Below are 21,400 nucleotides of genomic sequence, written 5' to 3' on the forward strand. Positions count from 1 at the left end.
GCGGATGCCCCGCCGCGGTGTGATCTTTCCCACGAAAACCTGAAAAAGTCCTGCCGGATACCGCCGGAAGGGTTCTGTTCAAGGAGGTTGCACAGTGGATCGCGGCGCAGTTCCTTCCCTGTTGTTAGTTTTTGCAGTTGCCGCCGGCCTGGGCGGCTGCAAACTCGAAAAGCACGTTGCCACGAATGACGGTGACGGTCAGGCCCAGCAAGTCGTTTCAAGCGATCAGGGCGGCGACATGGATGCCCTTGTCGCCGACATCTGGGCCAAACAGGTTTTGCCACATCTTCAGCAAACGGCGACCGACATGGTCGTTCTCGGCGATGCGATCGCAGGAGATGTTGACGTCGCCGGCGAAGCACATGGTTATCGTCCGTCCAGCGAGGGAAGTCCCTGGAATTTCGCAGCCCGGGTACAGGGCACAATCTTGGCAGCCAAGACGGACACGCGTGCCGCCACTGCGGAAGTGGACGTCACCGCTGATGGCAAGGCAGACGTTATCCTGCAGCTCGGTCCGGTGATCCGCGGAACAGCACTCCGGGACATCCTTCCCTTTGTAGATTTCTCCTCATTTACCGATCAGATAGAGTTTGCCCAGCTCTCCCGTTCCCTGAATACACGCGCTTACGAAAGCGCTCTGAAAGATTTGCCCCGCGACGATCTCGTGGGCAAGACGGTTGACGTGCTTGGTGCCTTTACGGTGCGCGGTGATGGTCCGCCGTACCTGATCACACCCGTTGAGACAAAAATTGGTGGGTCATGACAGAAGCAAAGCACCAGATCGGCTTGTCCGTGCGCGCCGCCAACAAGGTCTATCCAGGTACACACGCGCTGAAGGACGTGGACTTCGATGTCCGGCTTGGCGCAGTGAATGTGCTCGTTGGCGAAAACGGCGCTGGCAAATCCACCTTGATGAAAGTGATCGCCGGCGTCGAGCAGCTGACCTCGGGTGATATTCTGATGGGAGAGAAAAAGGTCTCTTTCCCCGATACGCGCACGGCCGCGGCACACGGGATCGGCATTGTCTTCCAGGAACTCAACCTGTTTCCCAACATGTCGGTTGCCGACAATATCTTTATCGCACGGGAAAAGACCCGCGCCGGGGTGGATATCGCCGCCAGCGACCAGAGGTCGGAAGCCGCAGCGTTGATGCAGCGTCTCGAGCACGACATTTCGCCGGACGCGATGGTGTCCGACCTTCGCATCGGGGAGCAGCAGATTGTCGAGATCGCCAAGGCACTGGCCCAGGATGCCCGGATCCTGATCATGGACGAGCCGACATCCGCCCTCAGTGCGGCAGAAGTCGAAATCCTCTTCCGGGTCATCGCGGACCTCAAGAAACGCGGTGTCGGCATCGTCTACATTTCGCACCGCCTGGAGGAACTGATCCGGATAGGCGACTACATCACGGTGCTGAGGGACGGTGCACGAACCGGTGCCAGGAGCATGGACGGCGTCGATGTGCCCTGGATCGTGCAGAACATGATCGGTGCAGCCTCAAAGGACTTCGCCAAGACGGTCGATCATGACTTCGGCGACGAAGTGTTTCGCTGCGAGAACATCAGCCTGATGGGCCGGACGGGAAAGTTCGTTGTCGATGACGTGTCAATGTCCCTGCGAGCTGGCGAGATTGTCGGCATCTACGGCCTCATGGGCGCGGGGCGCTCCGAATTGTTCGAGTGCATCATGGCTCAGCATCCCCATTGCACGGGGGACTTCTACGTCGAGGGACGCCATCTGAACGAACCGGACGTTGCTGGGCGTATCGGACGCGGGCTGGCGCTAATCCCCGAAGACAGGAAGTCGGAAGGTCTGATCCAGATCCTGCCGATCCGGGAGAACATGTCTTTGTCGAGCCTCGGCAGGTTCGTGAAGGGCATTCACCTCAGCCTGAAAGCAGAGCGGGAGACGGTGAAGCGGTTCGTGAAGGACCTCGCCATCAAGATTGCCAGCATGGAAAACCCCGTCAGCTCTCTTTCGGGAGGCAACCAGCAGAAAGTCGTGATCGGCAAGGCGCTGATGACCTCGCCAAAGGTCCTGCTCATGGACGAGCCGAGCCGCGGCATCGACATTGGCGCAAAGGCCGAGGTCTTTCGCACCATGCGGCGGCTTGCGGCTGAAGGACTGGGAATTCTGTTCGTCACCTCGGATCTTGAGGAGGTCATGTCCCTGTCCGACCGGATCATCGTGATGTCGAACGGCAGCATTACGGGCGAGTTCGAGGGCGCCGACGTGCGGGAAGAACAGATAATCGCGGCGTCTGCGATCGGGCACGCTCCTGCCTCCGAAGCAGGTCATTTCATTGGGAGTAGTAACGGATGACATCAGTCACCACCATGCAGCCTTCAGGCACCTCCGGCGGACAACCGATGATCCTGCTGCTCTTGAAGCTCAGGACATTCATCGCCCTGATTGCGGTGTTTGCGTTCTTCTCGTTTGCGGCTCCGAATTTCCTCAGCACCGCGAATTTCGTCATCATGTCCAAGCACGTGGCGCTGAACGCGTTTCTGGCGATCGGCATGACCTTCGTCATCATAACCGGCGGGATCGATCTCTCGGTCGGGTCGATTGTCGGCCTTTGCGGAATGGTGGCCGGCTATCTCATTCTCAACGGTGTCGATCTGGGGATTGGGTACTCGCTCTATTTCAATATCTTCGAGATCATTCTCATCACGCTCGCCGTCGGTGTTTTCGTGGGAGCGATAAATGGGGTTCTGATAACGCGTCTCAATGTGGCACCTTTCATCGCGACACTCGGAACGCTTTACGTGGCACGCGGGCTGGCGCTGCTTTCCTCTGACGGGGCGACGTTTCCAAACCTCGTCGGCAAGGAGGCCTATGGATCTACGGGTTTCGACATCCTCGGCACTGGTAGCTTTCTCGGTATCCCGGTGTCCATCTGGCTCTTGATAGCTGTCGGATTGATCGCCGCGTATATAGCAGGCCGAACGCCACTGGGACGGCACATCTATGCGGTTGGCGGCAACGAGAAGGCAGCCGCCCTCTCGGGTGTGAAGGTCAATCGCGTCAAGATGTTCGTCTACATGTTCTCGGGCTTTTGCGCGGCCATTGTCGGCCTTGTCATCTCTTCACAGCTGGTGGCTTCGCATCCGGCAACTGGAGAGACCTTCGAACTCAATGCGATTGCGGCGGCGGTCCTCGGCGGCACATCCATGTCGGGGGGACGCGGACGGATCGGTGGAACGATTGTCGGTGCATTCGTGATAGGCGTTCTGTCCGACGGACTCGTGATGATGGGGGTCAGTTCCTTCTGGCAGACCGTTATCAAGGGCCTGGTGATTATCGCTGCCGTAGTTGTCGACCAGGCGCAGCAAAAGCTGCAGGCCCGTGTGGCACTACAGCAGCAGGCCGCGGCAGCTTGAGGAGAATTTCATGAAGAAAGGCGCATTGATCGGCTGTGGTTTTTTCGCCCAAAATCACATGCATGCATGGGCCGATGTCAATGGAGCAGCCATCATCGCGCTGTGTGATCGCGACGACAAACGCCTGAAGGAAACGACCGAACGCTTTGGCATTGAAAGGACCTATTCCGACGCGGTCGAGCTCATGAAGTTGGAAGATCTCGACTTTGTCGACATCGCGACGACAGTTCAGACCCACCGGCCGCTGGTGGAACTCGCGGCGAGGTCGAAAGTGCACATCATCTGCCAGAAGCCTTTTGCGGACACACTGGAAGACGCCACTGCAATGGTAGATGCTACTGCAGCGGCCGGCGTGACCCTGATGGTGCATGAGAACTTCCGCTGGCAGTCGGCAATCCGTGCGGCGAAAGCCGAAATCGAAAAGGGCAGTATCGGAACGCCGTTCTGGGGGCGGGTCAGTTTCCGCTCGGCCTATGATGTCTATTCCAGCCAGCCGTATCTTGCGACGGATGACCGTTTCATCATCCAGGACCTCGGGATTCATATCCTGGACATCGCCCGTTTCCTGTTCGGTGACGCGCGTACCATCTCGGCAAGCACCAAGCGGGTCAATCCGGCAATAAAGGCGGAAGACGTTGCCACTATGATGCTGGTTCACGAAAGCGGCGTCACCAGTGTTGTCGACTGCAGCTACGCATCACGGCTGTCCCGGGAAAGCTTTCCGGAAAGCCTTCTTGAAGTGGATGGCAGTGAAGGAACGCTGAGGCTGATGCCTGATTACAGGCTGGTGCTGCACAATGCCTCCGGCACCAGGGAACTGGACGTTTCGCCCCCATTGCTTTCCTGGGCGGAGCGCCCCTGGCACAACATTCAGGAAAGTGTCTACAACATTCAACGGCACTTCATCGATTGCCTGAATGCTGCCAGCACGCCAGAGACATCCGGAACGGACAACCTGAAGACGCTGGAACTGGTCGAGGCTGCGTATCTTTCCGCCGCCGGAAACAGCCGAACAATCATACTGGGCAGCGCCTGAGATGAGTACCGTGAGCCGCATGCGCCTATACGGAACGGAAAGTGCGCCGGAGTCTTTCCGGATATTGCGCGCAGGACCGTTGGAAGTACGGCTGGAAAACGGAAACCTGCGCTACGTCCGTTTCGAGGGCCACGAAGTGCTGCGCGCTATTTCCTACGTGGTGCGTGACAAGGACTGGGGCACGCTTTCCGGAGCCATCTCTGATCTCGTTATCCTGGAAGAGCCCGGGAATTTCGAGATTTCCTATGTTTCCCGCTACAAAAACCAGGGGGCGGGTCTCAGCGTCACGGCACGCATCACCGGCACGGAAACCGGTTCCTTGAGATTTGACTCCTCGGCTGTTGCCGACAGCGCCTTCGAAACCAACCGCTGTGGTTTCACGGTGCTGCATCCGATCAATGGAGTAGCCGGTGAACCTGTCGAAGTGGAGCATTGTGATGGTTCGGTCGTCCAAACCAGGTTTCCAGACCTCATAGATCCCTGGCAACCGTTCAAGTCGATCCGGTCGCTGACCCACGCACCTGCGCCGCACTTGAAGGCCCGATGCCAGATGGACGGCGACACGTTCGAAATGGAGGACCAGCGCAACTGGTCAGACGCTTCCTACAAGACCTATGTGAGACCCCTGGCGCTTCCGTGGCCATATGTCATTGAAGCGGGCAAGGAGGTCGAACAGTCGATTACCCTTCAGATTGAAAATCTTGCAAACGAGACTGCCCCATCGACCAGATCACCGCTAAGCACCTCCACCAGGGGTGTCGAACTTAAAGCGGGAAAGAAAACAAAAAGCCGGTTTCCGCGCATCGGTTTGTTGATCAGCCCGGAAGACCTGAAGTCCGCCATCAGTCACATTGACCTCCTGAGGAAAGTGAACCCTCCAGCGATCCTGTGTCACCTTGATCCAACTGCTTTGCATGGGCAGGAGGCGCTCGAGGGTTTCAGGGAGCTGCAAGTTCGTTTCCCGGCGTCCTATGAACTTGAATATGTGGTTTCCTGCAAGGGAGACCTCTTGGCCGAGTTTCAAAACCTTGCCGACATGATTGATCGAAGCGGGCTCGAGTTGGCTTCCATTGCGGTCTGTCCTTCCGTTGATCGACAATCGACACCGCCTGGAAGCGAATGGCCGCAATGCCCTCCCCTGGCGGACATCTATACGGCCGCAAGGCACTGCTTCCCCGGCATGAGGCTCGGGGGCGGCATGTTCAGCTATTTCACCGAGTTGAACCGCAAGCGACCTCCGGTGTCGTTGCTTGATTTCGTGACCCACGCGACCAATCCGATTGTCCATGCTGCTGATGACGAGAGTGTTCTCGAAACACTTGAGACCCTGCCGCACATCACGCGTACTGCCCGTGCAATCATCGGCAAGGACAAGGAATACAGACTGGGACCGACAACCATCGGCATGCGTCAGAATCCCTACGGTTCGCAGACATTCGCCAATCCCGGGAACGAGCGCATCTGCATGACCCACGAGGATCCGCGTCAGCGCGGCCTTTTCGCCGCTGCCTGGGCCATGGGGTATGCGTCCGCAATTGCCAACGCTGATATCCACCAATGGATCCCGGCCAGTTTCACAGGCCCGAGAGGAATCGTGGACACAGAAAGCGGATCTCTTCTGCCTGTCGGTGAAGTTGTCTCGCTCCTTGCTGGGCTAAGCGAAGGGGCTGTCATCGATTGCAACGATGAAACACCAGCCAACGTAGCTGCTCTTTGTGTGGAGAAGGAAGGTGAGGTCTTGCGGTTTGCTGCAAATCTGACAAATCGGGAACTGGAAATCGGCTTTGGGGAACGCAGGACGTTTGGCCCATTTGAAGTTATCCGGCTATAAGTCTTCCCAAGGGTGTTGAAGCGGCTGGCGAATTTGACGCCGTGCTTGTCGCGACGTTCAGACACCCCAACAATGAAGAGATCAGATTGGCGGGTCATGGAAAACTGGAACGGCTTGGGGGCCGGTGACGACAAGATTGTCCGGCGAAAACTCTCCGATCAGGTTTTCGATCGATTGCGTGAAATGATTGTACGGGGCGAGCTTGGACCCGGTGACCCCATGCCGTCTGAGCGTGAACTGATGCAACGTTTCGGCGTCGGCCGGCCCGCGGTGCGCGAGGCCATGCAGACGATGCACACCCAGGGTCTCATTTCGATCTCGCAGGGTGAGCGCTCCAGGGTCAGTGAGCTTTCGGCCGATCTTGCGTTTCGGCAGATGGATATGGTGGCTCGCATGCTGCTGTCTGCGTCTTCGGACAATCTGGAGCACCTGAAGCAGGCGCGTAGGCTGTTTGAAGTCGGCATGGTCAGGATCGCGACGGAAATGGCAACGCCCGAAGACATTTCCGAGCTCAAGCACCTCATCAGCCATCAAGAGGACATGCTCGACAGTCCGTCCGACTTCATCAAGGCCGACATCGCGTTTCATAGCAAGATTGCCTCGATCTCGGGCAATCCGATTTTTGCAGCAGTAAGTGACGCCATGCTCAACTGGCTGTTCAACTATCATACGGACCTGTTGATCTGGTCGGGACGGGAGAACGTCACGCTTGCCGAGCATTCGAAAATCGTCGAGTGCATCGAAGGCGGCGTCGCTGAAGAGGCCGAAAGCGCAATGCGCTCGCACCTGAACAGATCCCAGGACCTTTACCGGCATCACATTTGACACCGCACTAACGGTTTCGTTGCGCGCGCGGTTGGTGCCATCGGTGCCTGCCAGCCGGCAAAGCGTCCCCATTTCAGTCTTTCGGCGGCTCTCGTCAGGATCCGGAAACCGGACGTAATCATTAACGGGCAATGCCCGCAGCTGGTCAACAAGTCGAATTTGCGCCGTCCTTGCGGATGACATCGAGCATCGCGTCAAGGATCGGACGTATTTCTGCCAACTCAGTCTCCGCCGATCAGTCCCGTTCCAGCGAAGAGCATGATCCAGACCTTCATCCGCATGATCAACGCCTTTTCCAGCGCCCAGGCCTGGATGATGCCACCCATGAAGGTGCCCTGGAGAGAGCCGGAAATATGGGTGGTATAGGCCTGGACCAGGCATCGGGCACCATCAACCAGCAAAGCGTTCTGTTCGGGATATTCGAGCCGAACATGTACGACCAGATCACCGGGGCCGCGACGGTCTGACGGCTGCATCAGGACGCCGGTAGGACCGAGCTGGCCGGTCGCGATAACGTCCTGGATGCGGACGATGCGCGCTGCCAGCACCGTGTTCGCCATGCCGCTGTTGATGTTGTTCTCACAGGCGACCTCCGCAGGCATGCCGACATGCAGAACCGCGCTGTTTGTCTGGCTGAAACCAGCGACGATTTCGATGGGATCGGACTCGTCGCGATCCGGCACGATGACCATCGCCGGATTAACCGAGAACTGCGCGGCGCGAGCGCCGACATTCAGCGTTAGTTGCTCGATCTTGCCGGAAACCGACGAATACACCTTGGTCTTGGCAAGATTGACCTTGGCCTGTTCAAGGGCGGCTTCCGCGGACTTCAGTTCTGCAGGCAGGACCTGATCAAGCTGCACTTGCAGCGCTTCCATCTTGGAGTTGGCGGCGTTCACATTGGCGGCCGCCTGCTCCTGCGCAGCCTTTGCATTTTCATACCTGTTCAGCGTATAGGCGGGCGAGTTCTTGTCCTTGAGGTCCTGCTGCTCCGACAGGGTCAGATTGGCCGTGTCGAGAACCGCTTTCGTCCGGGCGAGGTCGGCCGCGGCTGCCTTGATCTGTGCCTTGATGACATCGATCTGGCTGTTGACCTCGCCGACCGCGGTCTGGGCGGTCGCGACCGCCGCCTTTTCGCTGCTGTCGTCGACCGTGAAAAGCAGATCGCCGACCTTGACGGTTTGACCGGCCTTGACCGGCACCTCGGTGACCGTGCCACCGCGTTCGGTGACGATCGGCACGACACGGTAGGGGATCAGCGCATTTGGAGTGTCCGGATGATAATACTCGACCGTGAAGATCAGTGCGACGAACAATACAATCCAGACGAACAGCGCGCGGTGGACGTTGTAGAGCGTCACGGGGCGGCCCCGCCAGCGCAGATAGGCCATGCGCAGCAACAGCGGAAAGCAGGTGATGAGGAGCTCGATCATGCGTTGGCTCCTTTTCCTTCGACCGGTGCCTGCAGATCCGCTACTGACTGCTCTGCTATCGGTTGTTCTTTGGCAGGGGGCGTTCCATTGGCAGGCGACGCGTTCTCGACGGCTGCTGTTTCCTCTTCCTGCAACGTCTCGTCCGCGACCGGTTCCGGCTTCATCCAGAGAACGACGTCATAGGCGAAGGCGGCGAAAATCAGGGTCAACGGCAACAGAAGGCTCACGTCCCGCAAGGGCGGCACCAGGTCATAGGCAAGGCCGATCACCAGCATGGTCGGGATCGTGGTGCGGATCGGCGTCCTCGATCCCTTGTGCTCTGCGTAGCGGTCGAAAACGGCATAGAGGTAGATCACCAGGAAAAGGAGCAGCAGCAGTGTAATCAACCCGGCTGTGGCAAAGCCGTCGCTGGCGCCGGGCGCGACCCAGGAATCCGGCGGTGGGTCCAGCGTCTGCGCCGTGGTTGCCGTCGTGCTCATGAATGTTCCCCCACCCAATGTGCTGTGACCCAACGTCACCAGGAACATAATGTCTGCAGGAATTACCGATTGAAACAGGAAATTGCGTTTCTGGCCGAGGACACGTTAGGTCGGTCTGATCCGCAGTCGGAATGACACGCACCTTCCGAGGCCGAAGCGACGTGTTTCAGGCAATGTCTTTCCGGAATGACGAGATGGTTGGAGTAGACGTCCCGAGCGAGCAGTCTCAGATAGCTGTTCGTCCTGGTCGCTGCCGTCCGAAAAGGTTCCGGCGGGCCTAGAGGCAAATTTGCAATTTGCCGGGCCTTTGCAGGCCCGGCGAGCTTTCCGTTACCGGCGCTGCCGGCATGCATTGCGCACTCAATTCCCAGGTGCTTCTTCGTAGCGATCGTGTCGGCGCACCCAGTCCATGCCCCTCGCCTCATTGCGCCCCTTGGGCGTCAGGTCGAGCATGGCATAAGTGCCCATCATCACTTCGACACCGCGTCCGTAGGTCGAATATGTGCGAAAAACTTCGCCGGCCTCGTTCTTGATGAAGGCGCTGACGCCGGGCCATTCCTCGCCCGTCATGTTCCAGCCGCCGAAATTGTAGTCGATGTGCCCGCTGGCGACCTCCTCGGGGGTGAAACTGACCCGAAAATCGTAGTTGAAGTCGCTGCCGAAGGACGAGACCCATCCGAACGTCCAGCCCATGCGCTTGCGGTAGCGCTCGATATCGGCAAGCGGTGCGCGGGAGACCGCAATCATGGTCACGTCATGGTTGGCAAGATGCAGGTTCATGCCGTCGGTGTGGTCGGCCATGAAAGAACAGCTCGGACAGCCTTCCTTCCATCCCGGCGCCAACATGAAATGCTGCACCACGAGCTGGGACCGCCCTTCGAAGAGACCGGCAAGAGAGCGCGGGCCGTCAAGTGTATCGAAGACATAGTCCTTCTCGATGCGTTCCCACGGCAAGGCGAGACGCTCACTGGCGACACTGTCACGCAGGTGCGTGAGTTCCTTTTCCTTTTGCAGCAAGGCCCGCCGCGCGGCGAGCCAGTCTTCATGTGAAACAACAGCGTGTTGCATGATCATTCTCCTTCAGTTTGGGTGGTGGGGATATCGAAGCGCCGCGAGCGGGCGGACATCAGCCTGAGCCAGGGCGGCAGGTGGAACAGGCCCATCAGGACGTACATCAGGGTCATGTCATTCACAGGCAGGAAGCCTGGAACGGATGAACAGATCTCCCACCCCTGCACTCCGGTTGCGGAAATCCACGCCATTGAGCCAAAGGTTGGCGCGGCGGCCAGCCGAAGGCATGCTGCTGTGTCGCGGCAGTGCCCAGAGGGTCCTTGTGTCTTCCCTGTACCTGCAAACATCGTCATTATCGGTCCTCCGTATGATCCGGCGTTTGCGACCATCGCCCGGTGAGCAAAGACATAGATGCGGAGACGGGGCGGGTGAGAGTTACAAGTTTGACGGGATTTCCATGGACATGCTGATCGCCGCGGCGGCGCGCGCCCTTTCGTCCGGAGATCCCCTGGCGGTATTGAAACGGGTGGCACTGCGCAACGACGCGCCGGCATTGGCGTTGCGCGGCATTGCCATGGCCCAGCTCGGCGACCTTGCGCGCGCCAGAGAGCTGCTGAAGGATGCGGCCCACGCCTTCGGGCCGGATGAGCCGATGGCGCGTGCACGCTGCATGGTTGCCGAAGCCGAGATCGCTTTGGTCTGCCGCGACCTCGGCCGCTCCTTTCAAACCCTTGGTGCGGCACGGACGACGCTCGAAACTGGTGGTGATCAGGTGAATGCTGCACATGCCGGCTATCTCGAAGCCCGTCAGCTTCTGCTCATCGGCAGGCTCGAAGATGCTCACAGGACACTCGACAGCATCGACATCGGCGTCTTGCCGCCTGCGTCTCGCGCCGGCTACTGTCTTGTGGTCGCCGGTATAGCCATGCGGCAAATCCGGACGGGGCCTGCACGAGCCGCGCTCGAGCAGGCAGCACGTGCTGCCCGGGATGCCGGTATTCCTTCCCTCAAGGCCGAGGTTGAAAAGGCAAGGCATGCGCTGGAGGCACCGGCCGCCCGTCTTGTCTCTCGCGACAGGCAAGACTTGCTGCAGCTTGACGGGGTCGAGGCTCTGGTCGCCTCCGATACGTTTATTGTAGATACCTGCCGAAATGCTGTGCGGCTTGGGGAAAAGTTGATCTCACTCGACCGCCGTCCTGTCCTGCTTGCTCTGGCCCGGGCGTTGGCAGAGGTCTGGCCGGAAGATGTTTCGCGCGAAAACCTTCTCATGCACGCCTTCGGGGCAAAGCATGTGGACGACTCGCACCGGGCTAGGTTGCGTGTCGAGATTGCCCGACTTCGCAAGGTCATCAAACCCGTCGCCGCGGTAAGGGCAACGAGCCTGGGTTTTGCTCTGAAGCTGTACGGCGCTCACCAGGTCGCCGTGCTGGCGCCGCCGGTGGAAAGCGACCACCCGGAGGTGCTGGCGCTGCTCGCGGACGGAGAGGCCTGGTCGAGTTCTGCACTGGCCATGGCACTCGACGTAAGTTCGCGTACGGTTCAAAGGAAGCTTGAAGACCTTGCCCTTGCCGGGAAGGTTCGATCCTTTGGACGAGGGCGGGCCTGCCGCTGGACCCTATCGAGTGTTCCCGGATTCCCGACAAGTTTGTTACTCCCCCTCGCAATCGCCACCGGTTAGAATTGCCACATGAAACACAGAACAGCAGAGATCATCCGGGAGTTCGGGCCCTTTCCCGGCATCGATGACATTGCCGGGGTCAGCTTTGATAGCGAGCGGGTCTGGTTCGCGTCCGGAGACAGGCTAAATGCTCTTGATCCGGAAAGTGGAGAGATTACGGGATCGATCGCGACTGCCGCCGATGCCGGCACCGCCTTTGATGGAACTCATCTTTTCCAGATTGCCGATGACGCAATCAACAGGATCGACCCCACAACCGGAGAAGTGCTGGCCACGATACCGACACCCGGCGACGGGGGGCATTCGGGACTGGCTTGGGCCGAGGGGTTCCTTTGGGTTGGACAGCATCGCGGCCGCAGGATCCACCAGGTGGATCCAGAAAGCGGCAAGGTTCATCGTACAATTGAATCGGATCGCTTCGTAACCGGCGTCACATGGGTGGATGGCGAGCTTTGGCATGGCACCTGGCAGGACGGCGAAAGCGATATCCGGCACATCAATGCCGCAACTGGAGATGTGCTGGAGTGTTTGCAAATGCCATCGGGTTCCGGCGTCTCGGGACTTGAATCCGATGGCGGTGATCGCTTTTTCTGCGGCAGCGGAGGAGCCGGAAAACTGTTGGTCGTCCGACGGCCGGGATCAGATTCCGAGTGATCTGATTCCCAAAAAGACCCTCGCATTAAGGTCATGGAGCCGAGAGTATCGCAGGGCTTGTTGCAAGCGCTTAACCGCAAAAATTTGCGGCAACTCACCCAAAACAGTCAGCCCTGACTTTGAAGAAGCAATTCCTGACACTCCTGGTCCGAGCGCAGCTGTGCTTTCTGGCGGATCTGGGTGTTGGTATCCGGCAGGGCCAGGGATCGATTGATGATCAGGATATGCTCTTGCAGGAGTGCGTGAGCGGCTTCGAATTCGCCTTGATCGATCAGGTCGCGCATGCGGGTGTGCTCGGCGTAGGAGCGGTGCCAGTAGTCGCCTTCGCCTGACTGAAGGCGTGCTCTCAGCGCGGCCAGAGCAGTTGCAGTCAGATCATAGGCCTTTTCAAGATACCTGTTTCCGGCAATCTGAAGAATGACCCGATGAAACGCGCTGTCGGCCGTGCTGTAGCGCAGCCGGTCGCCAATTTCTATTGCGTGGTCCATCTGCGAAATGGCGGCGGACAACTGTTGCACCAGCCCACTTCGGTTCCGCTCCAGAGCCATCTGGAGAGCTTCCTTTTCAAGCATGGCCCGGAATTGGCTCATTTCCTCGACGTCTTTTCGCGATGGTGTAAACACGTAGGTTCCAGCCTGTGGGACAATGGTCACCAGACCCATGTCACGCAATTCCATGAAGGCGGCTCGAACCGGTGCCTTGCTCATCCCGAGCGCTCTTGCGATTTGCTCTTCCGAGAGACGCTCACCGAATTCAAATTTACCGGACACGATCGCATCACGAATGCGCTCGCTGGCTTCCTGGGTTAGCGACACTCTGTTCTCCTCGCATCCACCTGGCTCACTACACCACGGTCTAGCAGACCTGTAATCGCCAAAAACCTTGCTTTTTTCATAGTTTCAAAAATTTGTTTGACATTCGAGTAAATTCTAGAATTCTAGAAGGTCCAATGCAAACACAAAATGCACTTTGAAGTTCAAGAGGTATTTCATGTCCCGCCTGCGTCTCCTGACCCCTGATGCCCAATACCCAGACGATGCCTTGATCGAACGGGCCACGGCGGGTGACAATGTGGACTGGGATATTTACCGCGAGCGCTCTCCCGAGCAGTTGCCTGAAGAGGTTCTGCGGTCGTGTGATGCGATGGTGGTCTGGCATGAAATGCCAGTTTCACCCCAGCTCATTTCAAAGCTGGATCGATGCAAGATCATTGTGAGAGCCGGTGTCGGATTTGACCACATCGACCTTCAGGCAGCCGCCAATGCAGGCATTCCGGTGTGCAATACACCGGACTACGGCACCAGCGAAGTTGCCGATCATGCCATTGCCCTGATGCTCACCATGCGGCGCGGTATCGCCAGCTATCATCGCAACCTCATGCAATCGCCCCAAGACGGCTTTGACCATGCCCGGGCGCCACTGCTGGCACGATTGCGCGGCAAGACGTTCGGCGTGATCGGCCTCGGACGGATCGGCATTGCCACAGCGCTTCGGGCCAAGGCCTTCGGCATGCGCGTTCTGGCATATGATCCGTTGGTGTCGCGCGGTACCGAGATCGCCGCAGGCGTGGACCGGTGCGACCATCTCGAAGAGCTGCTGTCCCAAAGCGATGTTGTCAGCCTGCATTGTCCGCTGACAGCGGAAACCCGGAACATGATCAACGCCGAGCGACTGTCGATGATGCAGCCGCACGCAATTCTGATCAACACGGCACGCGGTGCGATCATCGACGTGAACGCGCTTCTGGACGCCTTGCGACAGCAAACGATCGCAGGTGCCGGGATCGACGTGCTTCCGGTCGAGCCGCCTTCCAAATCCGATGAAATCGCCCTTGCTTATGCAAATGGCGCCGATCCGATCGTCGGTGAGCGCTTGTTCGTGACGCCCCATGCGGCCTGGTCCAGCCCGGAAAGCGTCGCCGACGCGCGGCGCCTTTCGGTGGAAACGGCCATGCAGTTCCTGCGCGAGGGCCGCCTTCGCAACCTCGTCAATTCACCGGTCACGCCAGCTCTCAGCGGGGCAGCCTGACGCAAAGCTCCTGCGGGACCAGCAACCCGCAACATGATCCGAGGACATGGGATCACCAAACATGTCCAATTCAGGGAGGAAAGTATGAAAGTGACGTTTTTCAAGACGTTCATCGCAGCGTGCATGCTCAGCAGCACCTCGGTCGTCGCACAGGATTTCGAATTGACATTCCAGTCGGTCGATCCGGCTGGAAACCCGAACTTCGCCATCCAGCAGGCCTGGACAGAACGTGTAAAACTGATGTCCGGCGGCCGGTTGTCGATTGAGCTTCTGCCGGTTGGTTCGGTTGTCGAATACAATGAAACCCAGGACGCAGTCGGCAATGGCATTCTGGACGGCCACATTACCGACGTCAGCTATTTCTCCGGCAAGGATCCTGCGTTCGGGCTGATTGCAAACCCCATCGGTGCCTGGGCGGCACCCGACGAAATGTTCCGCTTCATCAACTACGGCGGTGGCTATGAGCTGATGAACGCGCTTGAGGAGCCGTATGGTCTTCATTTCATCGGCGCCACCACCACGGGTCTTGAAGGTTTCGTTTCCAAACGTCCTCTGGACGGGGTCGATGACCTGAAAGGCCTGAAGGTACGGGCCCCGGAAGGCCTCATTCAGGAAGTCTTCGCGGCCGCCGGCGCGGTTCCGGTCAACTTGCCCTATTCCGAGGTTTACACAGCGCTCGACAAGGGCGTTATCGACGCTGCGGATTCCACCGTCTTTTCAACCAATCACCAGCAGGGCCTGCACAAGGTTGCCGAACATCCGGTCTATCCGGGGTTCCATTCCATGCCTCTGGTGGAAGTTTCCATGAACCTCGACAAATGGAACGCGCTTCCCTCCGATCTTCAGGAAATCCTGACAGTCTCCGTTCGTGACTTTGCGCAGGATGCGGTTGCCATCTTGTCGATGAACGACCTGAAGACCTATGCGGAAGCGACCGCAGACCCGAACATCACCGTTCACAACTGGTCGGCAGAAGAACGGGCGAAGTTCCGCAGGATCGCGATGGACCAGTGGGCCAAGGTGGCAGCGCGCTCCGACAATGCCCAGAACGTCTATGAGACCCTGACCTCCTATCTCGACAGTCAGGGCATGTTGAAGTGACACATGTTTTCGGGCGCTGCCTCAGCGCCCGAATTCCTCCTTCGAACTTTTGATAAGCCACAACCGGCAAGCAGCCTTTTGAAGGCGTTGGCTCGGACAAATGCGTCCGAGAACCGGGCAACCGCGTCTGGCCCCGACACGCTGCCGTCTGCCGACCGGTTTCACGGAACGATCGGTAACGCTCCTGGTCGTTGTGGTTGATCCCCCATTCTCAGACTGGAGTGGCTGTCCATGCCTCTGCCGCCAGAACGTGCCCCAGTGCCGGATCAGGCCGAACTTCTTGTGCCGGCTCAGGAATATTTGCCTGAATCTGGACGATTGGGTTGGGCCATCACCCGCCTTGCCCGATTGTTCGCGGTTGGAATCATCATCGCCATGGCGGTGCTGGTCGTCGAAATCTTCCTTCGATATGTCTTCAACTCGCCCACTATCTGGGCGCATGAAACTACCACCTTCCTCAGTGCCGTCACCTTCATCTTCGGTGGTCTTTTCTGTGTCGCTCGCAATTCGCACATCCGGGTCGTGCTGATTTACGACGTGGTCAGCCGGCGCGCACGCAGGGTTCTGGATGTGCTGATTTCCATGGCCAGTCTGCTGGCGTGCCTGTTCTTTGCCTGGGCATCCTGGCTCATGGTCAAGAAGGCGATGTTCCGTCCGGATGGGTCCTTCTTTCTGGAAACCAGCGGCAGCGCCTGGAACTCGCCCGCGCCGGCCCTCCTGAAGATCTTCCTGCTCGTGGTGATGGTCACCATGAGCATCCAGTTCCTGATCCTGACGGTGAATTACCTGCGCCGACCACTCCGGACAGGGGGAGACAGCGATGCTTGACCTTCTCGATTTCGGCCTGAACCTCAAGGCACTCGGCATCGGTTGGGGCACATTGGTGATGTTCGCCCTTCTGGTCGGTCTTCTTCTGACCGGCATGCCTCTTGCCATGGTGACCTTGCTGGTTGCTCTTCTTTTTGCGGTTGGCTGGTTCGGACCGATGGCCGTTCCGTTGATCACCAGCCGCGTCTACAGCTTTGTCTCATCCTTCGTCTTCATTTCAGTGCCCATGTTCGTACTGATGGCGGCGATCCTCGATCGGTCCGGCATCGCCAGGGATCTGTTCGATGCGATGAAACTCGTCGGCGGACGGCTGCGTGGGGGCGTGGCGGTCCAGACCATATTCGTGGCTGTTATCCTGGCTGCAATGAGCGGCATTATCGGCGGGGAAATCGTGCTCCTGGGTCTCGTCGCCCTGCCGCAGATGCTGAGACTTGGCTATGACCGCCGCCTGGCCATCGGTGTTGTCTGCGCTGGCGGTGCGCTCGGCACAATGGTTCCTCCGTCCATCGTTCTCATCATCTACGGACTGACGGCTAACGTCTCTGTCGGGGACCTGTTCACCGCGGCATTCGTCCCGGGCTTCATGCTGGCGGGGCTTTATATCGCCTATATCCTGTTCCGTTCGTACACCGATCCCAAGGTCGCGCCTCCCCCGCCTGAAAATCGGATTTCGCTTTCAGAACATCTGCCCCTGCTGCGCGGCCTGGTCTTGCCGATGGCGGTGGTGTTCGTGGTCCTGGGTTCGATCTATGGCGGCATCGCCTCGGTGACGGAAGCCTCGGCCATCGGGGTCGCCGGCGTGATCGTTTCGACCATCCTGCGGCGGGAATTTTCCTTCTCCATGTTGCTGGATGCGTCGATGCACACATTGGCAACCGTCGGCATGATCATGTGGATCGGCATCGGTGCCAGCGCCCTGGTGGGCGTCTACAACCTGATGGGCGGCATCCGTTTCATTTCCCAGCTCATCACGGGCATATCCGACAATCCGACAGTCATCATCCTGTTCATGATGCTCATTCTCTTCATACTCGGAATGTTTCTGGATTGGGTCGGGATCGCACTTCTGACGATGCCGATCTTCGTGCCGATCATCAAGGAACTTGGCTATGACCCCGTCTGGTTCGGCGTATTGTTTGCCATGAACATGCAGGTGTCTTTCCTGACGCCACCTTTCGGGCCAGCCGCCTTCTATCTGAAGAGCGTGACACCACCCGAGATTTCCCTCGGAGAGATCTTCCGGTCCCTGGTTCCGTTCATCGTTCTTCAGGTCATTGCGGTAGGGCTTTTGGTGATGTTCCCGGCCCTCGCACTGCACTGACGCACTTCCCTCAAGAATGGCAATCGAGACGACCTCATGAGACGCAGGTTAGACGGCGAATACGACTACATCATCATAGGAGCCGGAACGGCCGGATGCGTGCTTGCCAATCGCCTTTCGGCAGATCCGGCCAACAGTGTTCTGCTTCTGGAAGCGGGCGGCAAGGATAGCTACCCCTGGATCCATGTTCCGGTCGGGTATCTCTACTGCATGGGCAATCCGCGCACGGACTGGATGCTTCGCACGGAAGCCGATCCGGGGCTGAACGGCAGGTCCCTCGCCTACCCGCGGGGGAAAGTTCTCGGCGGATGCAGCTCCATCAACGGCATGATCTACATGCGCGGTCAGGCAGCCGACTACGACGGCTGGGCGCAGATGGGAAACACCGGCTGGAGCTGGCAGGACGTGCTGCCCTACTTCGTGCGGTCCGAGGACAGACCGGACGCGGATGGCAGGCTGCATGGTGCGGGCGGAGAGTGGAAGGTCGCGCGGCAGCGGTTGAGATGGGACCTCCTGGATGATTTCCAGAGTGCCGCAAGCGAAATGGGCATTCCCCGAACGACCGATTTCAACGCAGGAGACAACGAAGGCGCAGGCTATTTCGAGGTCAACCAGAAAGGCGGCCGCCGCTGGAGTTCGGCACGGGGCTTCCTGAAACCGGCGCTGAAACGCGGCAATCTGCGGCTTTTGACCGGCGCCACAGTCGAGCGGATCATCCTGGACGGCCGCCGCGCCACGGGCGTTGCCTTCAGTTGCGCAGGACAGGAGCTTATATCCACGGCCGGAAAAGAAGTCCTTCTTTCGGCGGGGGCCGTTCATTCTCCCGCGCTGCTTGAACTGTCAGGCATCGGCCGGCCGGAGGTCATCAGGAAAGCCGGCATAGATGTGGTGCATGCCCTGGATGACGTCGGTGAGAACCTCCAGGACCACCTTCAACTGCGCATGGTTTTTCGAGTCCGCAATGCCCGGACCTTGAACCAGGTCGTCAATTCGCTCTCAGGCAAAGTGTCGATGGCTGCCCAATATCTTTGGTCGCGGTCAGGCCCGCTTTCCATGGCGCCCAGCCAATTCGGCATTTTCACCCGCAGCAGTCCGGACGTGGCGACGCCCGATCTGGAGTATCACATTCAACCCCTGTCGACTGACCGGCTCAGCGAGCCTCTGCATCCCTATCCGGCCGTCACCGTTTCGGTTTGCAATCTCCGGCCGGAAAGCCGCGGCACTGTGCATATCGCTTCCGACAGCCCTGAAAGCCCACCGAAAATAACACCGCGCTATCTGTCCGCTCCTGGTGACAGGACGGTTGCACTCAGATCCCTGCGTCATGCACGCGCGTTGCTGTCCATGCCTTCCTTGAACAAATACGAGCCGGAGGAAGCTCTGCCCGGCCCCGACGTCCGGTCCGATGAGGCGCTCATACGTGCTGCGGGCGACATCGGGACAACCATTTTTCATCCTGTCGGAACCTGCAGGATGGGTGTCGATGACAAAACCGTCGTCGACCCGGAACTGCGGGTGCGGGGCATTGATGGACTGCGTGTCGTGGATGCTTCGATCATGCCGCGCATTGTTTCCGGCAACACGGCATCACCCGTCGTGATGATCGCCGAGAAGGCCGCAGACATGATCCTGCTCTCTGCCTGACAAAAATTCCCCAAGAAACAGAACCACGAGGATTTCACATGAAGTTTCTTCGCTTTGGCCCGTTGGGCCAGGAAAAACCTGGCTGTGTTGATGCCGGAGGCCGCATTCGGGACCTGTCCGCGCACATAAGCGACCTGACGCCCGAAACACTCACAAAAAACACCCTTGCTGCCCTGGGTGCCCTGGACACTGCAAAGCTGCCGGTCGTGGATCCGGACGTGCGCCTTGGCGCTTGTGTGGGGGGTGTCCGGAATTTCTACGCAGTAGGGCTGAACTATGCCCGGCACGCAAAGGAAACAGGTAATCCAAATCCCTCCGAACCTGTGCTGTTTTCCAAATCCACCTCATGCATCAGCGGTCCGAACGATCCGATCATTTTGCCGAAGGGATCGGAAAAAACCGACTGGGAAGTCGAACTGGGTGTCGTGATCGGCAGCGAATGCCAATACGTTCCAGAGCAGGACGCGCTGGAAATGGTCGCCGGCTATTGCCTCATCAACGACGTCAGTGAGCGGTCCTATCAGATCGAGCGCGGTGGCCAGTGGATCAAAGGCAAATCCGCACCAAACTTTGGCCCGATTGGTCCCTGGCTGGTTACACGGGACGAGATCCGGGATCCGCAGGACCTTCGATTGACGCTCTCGGTGAACGGAGTGATACGCCAGGACAGCTCAACCGACGACATGATTTTCACAGTGGCGAAAATCATCTCCTACATGTCCAATTTCATGCGTCTGATGCCCGGTGATGTCATTGCCACTGGAACGCCGGAAGGCGTAGGCCTTGGACTCGATCCGCCGCAGTTTCTCAAGCTTGGTGACGTTGTCGATCTAAGCATCTCCGGCCTTGGGACACAGCGACAAACCGTTGTCAGCCAGCCGGCTTGATTGACCGGCCACCTATCAAGTCTTGCCAGGCGCAATCCCGTCGCGGTGTCACTCTTGGCCAGACTAAAGCATATTGGACGCCGTCCGAATGTGGCTGAGAAGCCTCCGCCTTTGGCGGTGTTCTCCCAGCCACTTATCCGATACTTCGGCCCCTAGTCCTCCGAGTGATTTGTCGAGAGCCGTTTTTGCGGTGCCATTTGATATTGCTGCAGTAAAAGTTATCCTTTGCTCACCCATTATGAATTACTCCAAATCTTCAAAATATCTTCAATGTCTGTAGAAACGCGAAGAATTTGAATTCCACTCTTAAATTCACGTCCTCCGTCAACAACAAGTAAATAGGCAAAAATTCCGTTGCCATCTGTTCCCATAAATTGAAAAATAAATTTTCAACTATTGGAGGCCGCTCTTCTCTCATGAATATTCTGCACTTATCAAATCCATCTGGCTCGTATTCCTCTAGATCCGATACCAATTTTTGAAATTCTTGGCCATTTTCAACTCTAATATTCTCTTTGATGATTTCTTTGACGTCTTGATATTTCCCATTCTTGAAGGCCTCCAGTACCCCGTTGACTGCACCGGCCCAATCTTTCCCGTTCACGGTGCAAGCAAGCGTAGGGCTAGTCCAAGTCATGCAAATCAAAAAACCAAGTAATAAAACCTTCTTCATGGGGCACCTATTTCTGATTAAGTTTATAGTCTTCTGCACTTAACAGCACTTGCGAATTGATTATCAAATTCCCCCGCCTGCACCGAGGCAAAGTCGTACAGCCCCTCCTCGGCCAGCGGCTCGTCCACCCCCCGGCACAGCATAGATATCAGCCCGACACGCTCCGGTGCGACCATGGCCTTGTCAAAGATTGCTCTTGCCTTGAATTCAGAAAACCGAAAATCGCGAAAGATCGTCCTGAGATGCGCCTCACGCGCCAGGTGTATGCCGGTGCGGCAATCGGTTCCCGAGCCGATCGCCAACCGGCGTTTGATGCTCGTTCACTCTTGAGGGATATCACTCGCGTCCGCGGCCTTACCCGTACGACCATCAGGCCCTTGCTCGGACGGGATGCCTTGCCGATTTGCCGAGTAATCTTCGACATGAGCGAAAAGAGTATCTTCTTCCCTCTCTTGAATGTCCCTAACCAACGCGCACCGCAGTGCCATGCTTGGCCGGATTAAAGCAAGTTGGAAGCAGTCCGGATGTGGCTGAGATCCTCCGCCTTTGGCGGTGTTCTTCCCAGCCACTGATCATCGATATGAAGCC

21 protein-coding genes are annotated in these 21,400 nt (G+C 58.1%); 14 read left to right on the plus strand and 7 right to left on the minus strand.

What is annotated here, in order from left to right:
- Window positions 1-94 precede the first annotated feature (94 nt).
- The 6 genes from FIV03_RS27810 (at window position 95) to FIV03_RS27835 (ending at window position 7,075) form a co-directional block, all read left to right on the plus strand.
- Entirely contained in the window at window positions 95-763 is a 669-nt protein-coding gene (locus FIV03_RS27810; RefSeq protein WP_152512105.1) for a DUF2291 domain-containing protein, read from the plus strand.
- Window positions 760-2,322: a sugar ABC transporter ATP-binding protein gene (locus FIV03_RS27815; protein ID WP_152512106.1), complete on the plus strand. Its 1,563-nt coding sequence runs from the start codon at window positions 760-762 to the stop codon at window positions 2,320-2,322. Before FIV03_RS27810 ends, FIV03_RS27815 begins: the two co-directional genes overlap by 4 nt.
- Window positions 2,319-3,383: an ABC transporter permease gene (locus tag FIV03_RS27820; RefSeq protein WP_077293981.1), complete on the plus strand. Its 1,065-nt coding sequence runs from the start codon at window positions 2,319-2,321 to the stop codon at window positions 3,381-3,383. The genes FIV03_RS27815 and FIV03_RS27820 overlap by 4 nt, the downstream gene beginning before the upstream one ends.
- Window positions 3,384-3,393: 10 nt before the next feature.
- Window positions 3,394-4,419: a Gfo/Idh/MocA family oxidoreductase gene (locus FIV03_RS27825; protein WP_152512107.1), complete on the plus strand. Its 1,026-nt coding sequence runs from the start codon at window positions 3,394-3,396 to the stop codon at window positions 4,417-4,419.
- A 1-nt stretch (window position 4,420) separates the two neighbouring features.
- Window positions 4,421-6,250, plus strand: coding sequence for a hypothetical protein (locus tag FIV03_RS27830; protein ID WP_152512108.1), 1,830 nt, complete (start codon window positions 4,421-4,423; stop codon window positions 6,248-6,250).
- Window positions 6,251-6,322: 72 nt separating this feature from the next.
- The gene (locus tag FIV03_RS27835; protein ID WP_228148160.1) at window positions 6,323-7,075 is read left to right on the plus strand and encodes a transcriptional regulator NanR; all 753 of its coding nucleotides are present in this window, start codon (window positions 6,323-6,325) and stop codon (window positions 7,073-7,075) included.
- A gap of 221 nt (window positions 7,076-7,296) precedes the next feature.
- On the opposite strand, the gene FIV03_RS27840 is transcribed toward FIV03_RS27835, so the two are convergent.
- The 4 genes from FIV03_RS27840 to FIV03_RS27855 all read right to left on the minus strand — a co-directional run bounded on the left by FIV03_RS27840 (window position 7,297) and on the right by FIV03_RS27855 (window position 10,351).
- Window positions 7,297-8,508, minus strand: coding sequence for a biotin/lipoyl-binding protein (locus FIV03_RS27840; protein WP_152512109.1), 1,212 nt, complete (start codon window positions 8,506-8,508; stop codon window positions 7,297-7,299).
- On the minus strand, window positions 8,505-8,987 hold the full coding sequence (locus tag FIV03_RS27845; RefSeq protein WP_152512110.1) for a hypothetical protein: 483 nt from the start codon (window positions 8,985-8,987) through the stop codon (window positions 8,505-8,507). Before FIV03_RS27845 ends, FIV03_RS27840 begins: the two co-directional genes overlap by 4 nt.
- A gap of 360 nt (window positions 8,988-9,347) precedes the next feature.
- Window positions 9,348-10,055 carry a thioredoxin family protein gene (locus FIV03_RS27850; protein WP_152512111.1) on the minus strand — a complete coding sequence of 236 codons (708 nt, stop codon included), beginning with the start codon at window positions 10,053-10,055 and terminating at the stop codon, window positions 9,348-9,350.
- A 2-nt stretch (window positions 10,056-10,057) separates the two neighbouring features.
- A complete protein-coding gene (locus tag FIV03_RS27855; RefSeq protein WP_286202330.1) occupies window positions 10,058-10,351 on the minus strand; it encodes a hypothetical protein in 294 nt (97 codons plus the stop codon).
- A 104-nt stretch (window positions 10,352-10,455) separates the two neighbouring features.
- Between FIV03_RS27855 and FIV03_RS27860 the strand changes: the two genes are divergently transcribed.
- Together FIV03_RS27860 and FIV03_RS27865 are read left to right on the plus strand one after the other, a co-directional pair.
- Window positions 10,456-11,676 (plus strand): helix-turn-helix domain-containing protein, encoded by a 1,221-nt coding sequence (locus FIV03_RS27860; RefSeq protein ID WP_152512112.1) that lies wholly within the window; start codon window positions 10,456-10,458, stop codon window positions 11,674-11,676.
- Between the two features lie 9 nt (window positions 11,677-11,685).
- Window positions 11,686-12,330: a glutamine cyclotransferase gene (locus FIV03_RS27865; RefSeq protein ID WP_152512113.1), complete on the plus strand. Its 645-nt coding sequence runs from the start codon at window positions 11,686-11,688 to the stop codon at window positions 12,328-12,330.
- Between the two features lie 107 nt (window positions 12,331-12,437).
- On the opposite strand, the gene FIV03_RS27870 is transcribed toward FIV03_RS27865, so the two are convergent.
- Window positions 12,438-13,145 (minus strand): GntR family transcriptional regulator, encoded by a 708-nt coding sequence (locus FIV03_RS27870; protein ID WP_152512114.1) that lies wholly within the window; start codon window positions 13,143-13,145, stop codon window positions 12,438-12,440.
- A 175-nt stretch (window positions 13,146-13,320) separates the two neighbouring features.
- On the opposite strand from FIV03_RS27870, the gene FIV03_RS27875 reads away from it, so the two are divergent.
- The 6 genes from FIV03_RS27875 (at window position 13,321) to FIV03_RS27900 (ending at window position 20,139) form a co-directional block, all read left to right on the plus strand.
- Window positions 13,321-14,358 (plus strand): C-terminal binding protein, encoded by a 1,038-nt coding sequence (locus FIV03_RS27875; protein WP_152512115.1) that lies wholly within the window; start codon window positions 13,321-13,323, stop codon window positions 14,356-14,358.
- An 84-nt stretch (window positions 14,359-14,442) separates the two neighbouring features.
- Window positions 14,443-15,459: a TRAP transporter substrate-binding protein gene (locus FIV03_RS27880; RefSeq protein WP_022999513.1), complete on the plus strand. Its 1,017-nt coding sequence runs from the start codon at window positions 14,443-14,445 to the stop codon at window positions 15,457-15,459.
- Window positions 15,460-15,690: 231 nt separating this feature from the next.
- Window positions 15,691-16,287 carry a TRAP transporter small permease subunit gene (locus tag FIV03_RS27885; protein ID WP_152512116.1) on the plus strand — a complete coding sequence of 199 codons (597 nt, stop codon included), beginning with the start codon at window positions 15,691-15,693 and terminating at the stop codon, window positions 16,285-16,287.
- Window positions 16,280-17,608: a TRAP transporter large permease subunit gene (locus FIV03_RS27890; protein WP_152512117.1), complete on the plus strand. Its 1,329-nt coding sequence runs from the start codon at window positions 16,280-16,282 to the stop codon at window positions 17,606-17,608. Before FIV03_RS27885 ends, FIV03_RS27890 begins: the two co-directional genes overlap by 8 nt.
- Before the next feature lie 36 nt (window positions 17,609-17,644).
- Window positions 17,645-19,252, plus strand: a complete 1,608-nt coding sequence (locus FIV03_RS27895) for a GMC family oxidoreductase (protein WP_152512118.1) — start codon at window positions 17,645-17,647, stop codon at window positions 19,250-19,252.
- Between the two features lie 38 nt (window positions 19,253-19,290).
- Window positions 19,291-20,139, plus strand: a complete 849-nt coding sequence (locus FIV03_RS27900) for a fumarylacetoacetate hydrolase family protein (RefSeq protein WP_152512119.1) — start codon at window positions 19,291-19,293, stop codon at window positions 20,137-20,139.
- A 256-nt stretch (window positions 20,140-20,395) separates the two neighbouring features.
- Here FIV03_RS27900 and FIV03_RS27905 read toward each other — a convergent pair whose 3' ends face one another.
- Together FIV03_RS27905 and FIV03_RS27910 are read right to left on the minus strand one after the other, a co-directional pair.
- Entirely contained in the window at window positions 20,396-20,812 is a 417-nt protein-coding gene (locus FIV03_RS27905) for a hypothetical protein (RefSeq protein ID WP_152512120.1), read from the minus strand.
- Between the two features lie 23 nt (window positions 20,813-20,835).
- Entirely contained in the window at window positions 20,836-21,114 is a 279-nt protein-coding gene (locus FIV03_RS27910) for a hypothetical protein (RefSeq protein ID WP_152512121.1), read from the minus strand.
- Between the last annotated feature and the right edge of the window lie 286 nt (window positions 21,115-21,400).

The sequence above is a fragment of the Labrenzia sp. THAF187b genome, from assembly GCF_009363375.1.
Taxonomy (GTDB): domain Bacteria; phylum Pseudomonadota; class Alphaproteobacteria; order Rhizobiales; family Stappiaceae; genus Roseibium; species Roseibium algicola.